Here is a 9,273-nt window from a genome sequence, read left to right as displayed (position 1 = left end):
CCCGCGCGAGGTCCCCGCGAAAACGACGCGGGCGTCCGGACGCAGGCGGCGCACCGCGTTGGCGCACGCGAGCGCGGGCATGAGGTGGCCGCCCGTTCCGCCGCCGGCGAACAGCACGGTCATCGCGCCTCCTCCAGATCGGCGTATCGCGACACCGAAAGCAAAAGGCCGATGAGGATGAAGCTCGCGATCAGCGAACTGCCGCCGTACGAAAAAAACGGCAACGCCAGGCCCTTGGTCGGAAGCAGCCCCATGACGACGCCCATGTTGATGATGACCTGAATGCCGATAAGCGCGATCGCACCAAAACCGAGCAGGCGCCCGAACGGATCGGCCGCGCGGCGGGCGACGATCATCCCGCGGAAGATCAACACGGAAAAAAGCGCGATGGCGACAAACGCGCCGATGAAGCCGAGCTCCTCGCCCAGATTCGAGAACACGAAGTCCGTGTGGATCTCCGGCAGGTACGCGAGTTTTTGCCGGCCCGCGCCGAGGTCGCGCCCGGTCACGCCGCCGCTGCCGAAGGCGACGAGGCTTTGAATCGTCTGGTAGCCGGACCCGCGGTAGTCCTCCCACGGGTCCAGGAACGCGAGCATCCGCCGCATGCGATACGGCGCCGCGATAAGCGCCCCGGCGAAAAGACCGGCGGACGCGAGCGCCCCGAGCCCCAGATGCCAAAGGCGCGCGCCGCCGACAAAAAGCATTACGCCGACGATCGCGGCGACGATGACCGAACTGCCGAAGTCCGGCTGCAACATCAGAAGACCGATGACCACGCCCGGGATCGTCACGTTCGGCATGACGCCAAACTTGAGCGAGCGCATTTTCTCCTCGCCGCGGCGCGCGATACTCATCGCCAGGAAGATGACGACGGCCACCTTTGCGAACTCGCCGGGTTGCACGCGCACGGAACCGAGCGCGATCCAGCGCGCCGCGCCGTTCACGGATTTGCCGATGCCCGGCGCGTGCGTCAGGGCGAGCGCCCCCATCGCGCCGAGAAGAAGGACGTATGCGATGCGGCGATCCGCGAGACGGCGGTAATCCCACGAGGCGACCCACGCCATCACCGCGAGACCGATGATGAAAAACACGATTTGCCGTTGCAGATACTGCATTCCCGAGGCGCGCGTCGGCTCGGCCGTCAACGCGTCGTCAGCCGGCGCCGGAGCGCCCGCCGCGCCCGCCGGCATCATTGGTTTGGAAACCGTCGCCGAATACACGAGCACAAGGCCGCACACCGCGAGCATGACGGCCATGCCGATCAGCATCAGGTCCGGGCGCACGGGGGCGATCTGGCGGCGCGGATCAAAGGTCATGGACCACCTCGCCAAACCGCTCGCCGCGGTGCTCGAAATCGCGGAACGCATCCTGGCTCGCGCAACCCGGCGCCAAAAGCACGACGTCACCGGCTTGCGCGATCCGCGCGGCCTCGCCGATCGCTTCGTCCATCGACGCGCACTCGACGATCGCCGCCGCGCCGGCAAGCGCGCGGGCGATTTCCGGGCCCGCCTCGCCGAAGGTCACCACCGCGCGCGCGCGCGCCGCGACGGCGTCGCGGATCGGCGCGAAGTCGGCCTTCTTGCTCCGCCCGCCGGACAAAAGAACGACGCGCGCGCCAGCGATCGCATCGAGCGCGGTGGCGATGGCGCCGGGGCTCGTCGCCTTGGAGTCGTTCACGAAACGCACGCCGCCGACTTCGCGCACGAATTCCAGCCGATGCGGCAGGCCGGCAAATTCGGCGATCGCCTGCTCGACGCCTTCGCGCGTCGCGCCGCCGTGCGCGGCGATAAGGGCCGCGGCCATGAGGTTTTCGCGGTTGTGCGCGCCCGGCGCTCGAAACGGCGCGAGGTCGAAACGCCAGTCGCGCCCGCCGGCGTTGACGACAAGCTCGCCGCCCGCCACGAACGCGCCACCGAGAGCCTCGTCGCCAAACCACCAGACAGGGCACGGAAGGCCCGTGATGTGCCGGGCCGTCAGCGCGCACGCCGCGTTCAGGATCGCCACGTCGCCGGCGCCCATGTTGCGAAAGATGTTGCGCTTGGCGGCGGCGTACGACGCGAGGTCGGCGTAGCGGTCCTCGTGATTCGGCGAGATGTTCGTCAGCAACGCGGCGGAGGGATGAAACGTGTCGATCGCCTCGAGCTGAAAGCTCGACAGCTCCACGCACGCGGCGTCGAACGCCTCGCCCGCGAGCGGCATCTCCGAAAGCGCGCGGCCGATATTGCCGCCGACGAACACGCGCTTGCCGGAGTTCGCGAGCGCCTGCCCGGCGAGCGTGACCGTGGTGCTCTTTCCGTTCGAGCCCGTCACCGCGAGGATCGGCGCCTCGATCGACCACGACGCCAGTTCGGCCTCGCCGGCGATCGGGATGCCGGCGCCCCGGGGGATATTGAAGATCGGATCGGAAAGCGGCACACCGGGGGAAACGACGACAAGATCGGCCGCCGCGAACCAGGCTTCGCGCCAGCCCCCCGCCGCGACCTCGCCGGCCAACTCTGTCGCGCGCACAAGGCGGTCGCCGAGATCGTCGGGCGCGGCGGTGTCGATCGCGCGCGTATCGGCGCCGAGCTTTTTCAAAAGCGCGAGCGCGGCCAGGCCTGATCGGGCGATGCCGACGACCAGCACGCGTTTTCCCGCCACGTCCATCGTTACCTCAACTTCAACGACGCCAGCGCGACCATCGAAAGGATGATGCTGACGATCCAGAAACGGACGATGATTTTCGGCTCCGCCCAGCCGCGCAGCTCGAAGTGGTGATGAATCGGCGCCATCGCGAAGATGCGCCGGCCGGTCAGCTTGAAGCTCGCGACCTGCGCGATGACGCTGACGGTCTCGAGCACGAAGATGCCGCCGACGATGACAAGCAGAAGCTCGTTTTTCGTGACGCACGCGATCGTGCCGATCGCGCCGCCGAGCGGCAGCGATCCGACGTCGCCCATGAACACCTGCGCGGGGTATGTGTTGAACCACAGGAAGCCGAGCCCCGCGCCGATGATCGTGCCGCAGATGATCGAAAGATTTCCCGCACCGGCCACGTAACTGATTTGCAGATAGTCCGCGATGCGCGAATGGCCCGCCACGTAAGCGAGCACCATGAACGTGCCCGCGCTTGTCATCGTCGGCCCGATCGCCAGGCCGTCCAGGCCGTCGGTCAGGTTCACGGCGTTGCTCGTTCCGACGATGATGAACGTCGTCAGCGGCAGGTACCAGATGCCCAGCGGAATGCGCACGTTCTTGAAAAACGGCACCGGCATCTCGTCGACGAAACTCGGATGCGACGAGATCACCACCGCCGCCGCGATCGCGACGAGCGTCTGCACGAACAGCTTGCGCCTTGCGGAAATGCCGGCGGAGTTGCGCCGGGTCAGCTTCAGGAAGTCGTCCCAGAAACCCAGCGTGCCGTACCCGACGACGACGAGCACGACAGCCCAGATGTACGGATCGGTCAGCTCCGACCACAACAGAGCGGGCACCACGATGGCGATCAGGATCAGCGTGCCGCCCATCGTCGGCGTGCCGTGCTTGACGAGGTGCGTCTGGGGGCCGTCCGTGCGCACCTGCTGGCCGACCTTCATCGCGGTCAGCTTGCGGATCAGCCAAGGCCCGAGAATGAACGAGAGAAACATCGCCGTCAGCGACGCCGCCGCCGTGCGGAAGGTGAGGTAGCGGATAACGTTGAACGGCTGAAACGAGTCGGCGTAAGGGAGAAGGAAGTGGTAGAGCATCAGAACATCTCTCCCTTCAGCCCCTTCACCACGCACTCCATCCGCATCGCGCGCGAGCCCTTCACGAGCACGGTGTCGCCCGCCGCGGCCAGATCGCGCAGCGCCTCGACGATCGCCTGATGATTTTCGGCGCGCACGATGCGCCCGGCGTCCATGTTTTCCTCGATCGCGCCCTCGGCGACGAAATGCGCGTACTCCCCGATCGCGAACAGGCGGTCCGCGCCGATCTTCGCGACGTGCCGCCCGAGCCGCCGGTGCGCGGCCTCGCTTTCGGCGCCGAGCTCCTTCATGTCGCCGACCACGACGATCTTGCGCCCGCCGCCCGCCAATTCGGCGAGGGTCGAGAGCGCCGCGTCCATGCTGCGCGGGCTCGCGTTGTAGGTGTCGTCCAGGACGCGCACATTCAGGATGTTGAGAACGCGCAGGCGCATCGCGGCGGGACGGAACGCCTCGAGCCCGAGTGCGATCGTCTCGGCCGGCACGCCAAGCTCGCGGGAGGCCGCGGCGGCGGCGAGCGCGTTGTGGACGTTGTGCCGCCCGATGACGCTCATCGTCACGGGCGTGCGCGCATCGTCCATCGCGAGCGTGAAGCGGATGCCGTCCGCGCCGGCGACGCGGATATCCTCGCCGCGCACGTCGGCCGGATTGTCGACGCCGAACGTCACCACGCGAAAACGCGCGCCTGAGGCCATCGCGGCGACGCGTGGATCGTCGGCGTTCAGCACCGCCGCGCGCTTTTCGTCGAGATCCTCGACCAGCTCGCGCTTGGCCGCGGCGACCGCCTCGATATTCGGAAGGCGCTCCATGTGCGCCTCGGCGACGTTGGTCACCACGCCGATGTCCGGCCGCGCGATCCGGGCGAGCCGCCGCATCTCGCCGCGCATGCTCATGCCCAGTTCGAGCACGGCCGCACGGTGATGAGCCCGCAGGCGCAACAGCGTCAGCGGCATGCCGATGAGGTTGTTGAAATTGCCCTCGGTGATGAGCACGTCCTCGCCGAAATGCCGCGTCAGGATCGCGCCGAGCATGTCCTTGGTCGTCGTCTTGCCGGTCGATCCCGTGATCGCGACGACCGGCGCGGCAAACAATTCGCGATGCGCGTGCGCCAGATCGCCGAGCGCCGCGAGCGTGTCGGGCACGGCGACAAACGCCGCGCGCTTGGCGAGCACGTCGTGCACCGCGACGTCGCCGGCCACGATGACCGCCGCCGCGCCCTTTTCCACCGCGTCCGCGAGAAAGTCCGCCGCGTCGAAATTCGGCCCGTCCAGCGCCACGAACAGTTCGCCCTCGCCGATCGTGCGGCTGTCGGTCGACACGCGATCGAACGTCAGATCCGCGTAGCCCGGCGGCGCGGCCACGAGACGCCCGCCCGTCGCGCGCACCACGAATTCGATTGTCCATGCCGCGTTGCGCGTCATGACGCCGCTCCCTCGCCGCGACGCGCCGCGAGCGCCGCACGCGCCTCCTCGCGATCGTCCAGGTGCGTCTTTGTCCGGCCGTGAATCTGGTAGTCCTCGTGCCCCTTGCCGGCGATGAGCACGGTATCGCCCGGCCGCGCGCCGGCGATCGCCTGACGGATCGCGACGCGGCGATCCTCCTCGACGAGAACGCCGCGGCTGCCTTCGTACGCGGGCAGCGACGCGGCTTCGATCCGGTCGATTTCGCCGGCGTCGAAGCCGGTGAGAATCTCGTCGATGATCGCGCGCGGGACTTCCGTGCGCGGATTGTCGCTTGTCACCACGCACACATCCGAAAAGACGCCGGCGGCGCGCGCCATCATCGGGCGTTTGCCGCGATCGCGGTCGCCGCCGCAGCCGAACACGGTGATGAGCCGTCCGCGCGTCAGCCGGCGCGCCGCCGCCGCGACGTTTTCGAGCGCGCCGGGCGTGTGCGCATAGTCGACAAGCACGATCACCTCGCCGTCGGTCGCCGCCTCCATGCGCCCGGGGACGCCCTCGACCCCGGCGAGCGCGGCGACGATCGCCTCGGGCGCGAAACCAAGCTCCATCGCGCACGCCGCCGCGGCGGTGAGGTTGTACATCTGAAAATCGCCGAGCAGCGGGCTCGCCACGTCGAGCGCGCCTTGCGGCGTCAGCAGGCGAAACGCGACGCCGCCGGCGTGCGCGTCCGGATTGACGATGCGGTAATCCGCATCGGCGGCGATGCCGTAACGCACGACGCGCCCGGCCGCCGAACGCACGAGCCTCGCCGTCCACGGATCGTCCGCGTTCACGACGCTGAACGCGCCGCGCGCGGTATCGAGGTGATCGGCGAACAGGCGCGCCTTGGCGGCGGCGTACTCCTCTTCGGTCGCGTGAAAGTCCATGTGGTCGCGCGAGAGATTCGTGAATACCCCCGCCACGAAGCGGCACCCCGCGACGCGCGCAAGCGCCAGGCCGTGACTCGACACCTCCATCGCGACATGCGTCGCGCCGGCGTCGCGCATCGCGGCGAGGAGTTCGACGAGCCGGGGCGCCTCGGGCGTCGTGTTGTCCGCGGGCCAGACCTCGCCGCCCAGGCGGTGATTCACCGTGCCGACGACGCCCGCCGCGACGCCCGCCTTTTTCGCGATCGCCTCGAACAGATAGGTGAACGTGGTCTTGCCGTTCGTGCCGGTGACGCCGACAAGCGTCATCGCGCTCGTGGGGTCGCCGCCAAGCCGATGCGCCATGCGGCCGAGCGCGTCGCGGACATCGCGAGCCACCGCGAGAGCGCGCGCGCCGTCCGTTCCGTTTTCGCTTTCGACAAGTACGCCCGCCGCGCCGCGCGAAAGCGCGTCGTCGATGTACGCCGTGCCGTCGCGGAACGGATCGCGCACCGCGGCGAACAGCGTGTCCGGCCCCGCCGTGCGCGAATCGAGCGTCAGGCGGGCGATGCGCCGGTCCGCTCCGCGCACGACGCGCACGGCAAGTCCGTCGGTTAGTTGGGCAAGCGTCATCGTCATCTCGTGTCCGCCCTCGTCATCCCGCGGGCCCGAATTCGACCTTCATTTGCCGGCCGGCTGTCAGCGGCGTACCGGGTCCCGGATCCTGCTTCAACGACACGCCGGTGCCGACGACGGTGAGGTTGATTTCCCGCGTCGTCGCGATCTGGATGACCTCGCGCAGCGGCAGGCCGACCACGTTCGGCGCCTTGGATTCGTCCTCGACGATCGCCTCCGTCACCGCGCTGTTTTCGCGTTCCTGCTCGGCCCGCGCGATCATGATGAGGCGCTCGATGTCGGTCTCGCCGGGCTTCGGCGCGGGTCCGCCGTACAGATGCTGCATCAGCGTCTGGCCGATCACGCGGAACACCGGCGCGGCGCAAACGCCGCCGTAGCGCATCGACATGCCGCCGGACGGCTCGTCCATGATGACAAGGATCGCCAGCCGCGGATTGACCGCCGGAATCGCGCCGATGAACGAGCCCACGCGCTCGGATCCGTATCCGCCGCGAACCGGGTCCGACTTCTGCGCCGTACCGGTCTTTCCGCCGACCGTGAATCCGGGCACGGCCGCCGCGGTGCCCGTCCCGCCGGGCTGCGTCACCAGCCCCAGCATCTCGGAGATCGCGCGGCTCGTTTCGCGGCGGATCACGCGGCGCACGATCGTCGGATGATTCTTCTCGATCACCACGCCGTGCTCGTCGCGCGCCTCCGCCACGATGTACGGGCGCATCAACGATCCGCCGTTCACGAGCGCGCAAAAGCCCGTGAGAAGCTGCACCGGCGTCATCGAGACGCCCTGGCCGAACGCGATGTTCGCGTGCGCGATGCGGCTCCACGTCGAGGCCGCGTGAACCTGGCCGTACGCCTCGCCCGAAACCGGCAGCCCGGTACGCGCGCCGAACCCGAAGTGCAGGATCCACTCGTGGAAGCGCTCGCGCGTAAGGCGCATGGCGATCTTCGCCGTGCAGATGTTGCTGCTCTTCTGAATGATCTGCGAGACGGTGAGCTGCTGATACGCGTGGACATCGTGGATGATGTGCTTGCCGATCCGCATCGCGCCGCCCTCGCAATGAACCGACTCGTCCGGACGCACGAGGCCGTCCTCGATCGCCGCGGCGATGGAGAACGGCTTCATCACGCTGCCCGGCTCGAACATGTCCGTGACCAGATGGTTCTTGCGCGCCTCGGGCGACGCCTGTCCCGCCCGGTTCGGATCGAAGCTCGGCCGCTGCGCCATCGCGACGATCCGCCCGGTATCCGGCTCCATCACGAGCGCGAGCGCGTATTTCGCGTTCGAGCGCTTCCACCCCTCCTCGAGCGCGGTCTCGACGAGATATTGCGCGGTCGCGTCGATCGTCAGGCTCAGCGTTCCGCCGATCGAGCTGTCCACGATGTTCACGCCGTCGGGATAAAGCGTGTGGCCGCGCGCGTCGCGAACGCCGACGATGCGGCCGGCCTCGCCGCGGAGCACCTCGTCGTAACCGAGCTCCAGGCCCTCGCGCCCTTCCATGTCGCGCCCGGCGAATCCGAGCACGTTGGCCGCGAGGCTGTTGCGCGGATAGCGCCGGCGGCTCTCCTTGATGATGCCGATGCCCGCGAGCTTCAGCTCGGCGACACTCGCGGCCACCTCGGGCTCGACCTGCCTTTTGATGAATGTGAAAAAGCGCCCCATGTCCAGCCGCTCGCGAACATCCCGCGGGCGCATGTCGAGAACGCGGGCGAGCGCCACGGCCGCCGCGTCCTTGTCCTCCACCTGGCGCGGATACGCGGCGATGGAATCGGCATCGACGGAGATCGCCAGCGGGTCGCCGTTGCGATCCAGGATCGGCCCGCGGCGGTGCGTCAGCGGCTCGGCCTTCACCTGGATCTTCGCGGCCAGCTTTTCCCAGCGGTCGTACTCCACGACCTGCAGCCAAAACGCGCGCACGATCAAGACGCCGAACAGCGCCGCGAAAACGATGATCATGAAGATCGATCGAAATTCGAACGCGTCGCCGACGCGGCGCGTCGCGCGCACCGATCGGTGGCGGTCGTGGATATCGCGACGCCTCATGGCGCGTTCTCCGGCACGACCACGCGGCGCACCTGGTCGGAGGCCGGCAGCTTCAGGCCAAGGCGCTTCGCCTCGGCCTCCAGGCGCCCGGGGTGCGTCAACTCGAAAAGACGAAGTTTCAACTCGCCGCGCGTTTCGCGCAGATTCTGCTGCCGGCCGAGTTGCTGGCTGAGCTCATATCCGAGCGAAAGCGACTTGCCGCTCGACCAGACCAGAACGAGCGCCACGGCGACGCCGACGAGCGTCATCACCGCGGGCCACAGGAAGCCCCTCCAGTCGATCGGCGCGGACGAGCGCGCGCGCCGGCGCGCCGGCCGTTGCCGCCGGTTCACCGGAGGCGTTATCGCCAGATGACGAGACATTCGCCACCCCGCGCCACGCGCGCGTTCGCACGCACGAACGCATCCGCCGCGTGTATCCGTTTACGCCATTTGTCGATGCGCCAAATGCGCATGCCGCAACACCCACAAATCTCAACCATGCGCTCAAATGCGCATGCCGCTTGACCCACATTCCATGCGGCGCCTTCCCCCAAACCGGGGACAGTCACCTATTTTTCATTTCCAAAA

General features: G+C 68.3%; 7 protein-coding genes. All 7 read right to left on the bottom strand.

The window, feature by feature from the left end:
- Positions 1–119: 119 nt before the first annotated feature.
- Genes ftsW through K8I61_17825 form a run of 7 tightly spaced genes read right to left on the bottom strand, consistent with a single transcriptional unit; the run spans position 120 to position 9,066 of the window.
- On the bottom strand, positions 120–1,316 hold the full coding sequence (gene ftsW, locus K8I61_17855) for a putative lipid II flippase FtsW (protein MBZ0273908.1): 1,197 nt from the start codon (positions 1,314–1,316) through the stop codon (positions 120–122).
- Positions 1,306–2,646, bottom strand: coding sequence for a UDP-N-acetylmuramoyl-L-alanine--D-glutamate ligase (gene murD / locus K8I61_17850; GenBank protein ID MBZ0273907.1), 1,341 nt, complete (start codon positions 2,644–2,646; stop codon positions 1,306–1,308). Before murD ends, ftsW begins: the two co-directional genes overlap by 11 nt.
- A 2-nt stretch (positions 2,647–2,648) precedes the next feature.
- The gene (gene mraY, locus K8I61_17845) at positions 2,649–3,725 is read right to left on the bottom strand and encodes a phospho-N-acetylmuramoyl-pentapeptide-transferase (protein ID MBZ0273906.1); all 1,077 of its coding nucleotides are present in this window, start codon (positions 3,723–3,725) and stop codon (positions 2,649–2,651) included.
- Entirely contained in the window at positions 3,725–5,143 is a 1,419-nt protein-coding gene (locus K8I61_17840; GenBank protein MBZ0273905.1) for a UDP-N-acetylmuramoyl-tripeptide--D-alanyl-D-alanine ligase, read from the bottom strand. Before K8I61_17840 ends, mraY begins: the two co-directional genes overlap by 1 nt.
- Positions 5,140–6,663, bottom strand: coding sequence for a UDP-N-acetylmuramoyl-L-alanyl-D-glutamate--2,6-diaminopimelate ligase (locus tag K8I61_17835; protein ID MBZ0273904.1), 1,524 nt, complete (start codon positions 6,661–6,663; stop codon positions 5,140–5,142). Before K8I61_17835 ends, K8I61_17840 begins: the two co-directional genes overlap by 4 nt.
- 22 nt (positions 6,664–6,685) lie before the next feature.
- On the bottom strand, positions 6,686–8,704 hold the full coding sequence (locus tag K8I61_17830; protein ID MBZ0273903.1) for a transpeptidase family protein: 2,019 nt from the start codon (positions 8,702–8,704) through the stop codon (positions 6,686–6,688).
- Positions 8,701–9,066 (bottom strand): hypothetical protein, encoded by a 366-nt coding sequence (locus K8I61_17825; protein MBZ0273902.1) that lies wholly within the window; start codon positions 9,064–9,066, stop codon positions 8,701–8,703. The genes K8I61_17830 and K8I61_17825 overlap by 4 nt, the downstream gene beginning before the upstream one ends.
- Positions 9,067–9,273: the final 207 nt, after the last annotated feature.

The organism is bacterium (assembly GCA_019912885.1).
Lineage (GTDB): Bacteria > Lernaellota > Lernaellaia > JACKCT01 > JACKCT01 > JAIOHV01.
Note: the sequence above shows the minus strand (reverse complement) of the source record. Positions and strands in the feature narration are given on the sequence as shown.

Excerpts from the sequence above, each read along its gene's own strand:
- ftsW (MBZ0273908.1), bottom strand. The coding sequence starts at position 1,316 with ATGACCTTTGATCCGCGCCGCCAGATCGCCCCCGTGCGCCCGGACCTG.
- murD (MBZ0273907.1), bottom strand. The coding sequence starts at position 2,646 with ATGGACGTGGCGGGAAAACGCGTGCTGGTCGTCGGCATCGCCCGATCA.
- mraY (MBZ0273906.1), bottom strand. The coding sequence starts at position 3,725 with ATGCTCTACCACTTCCTTCTCCCTTACGCCGACTCGTTTCAGCCGTTC.
- K8I61_17840 (MBZ0273905.1), bottom strand. The coding sequence starts at position 5,143 with ATGACGCGCAACGCGGCATGGACAATCGAATTCGTGGTGCGCGCGACG.
- K8I61_17835 (MBZ0273904.1), bottom strand. The coding sequence starts at position 6,663 with ATGACGCTTGCCCAACTAACCGACGGACTTGCCGTGCGCGTCGTGCGC.
- K8I61_17830 (MBZ0273903.1), bottom strand. The coding sequence starts at position 8,704 with ATGAGGCGTCGCGATATCCACGACCGCCACCGATCGGTGCGCGCGACG.
- K8I61_17825 (MBZ0273902.1), bottom strand. The coding sequence starts at position 9,066 with ATGTCTCGTCATCTGGCGATAACGCCTCCGGTGAACCGGCGGCAACGG.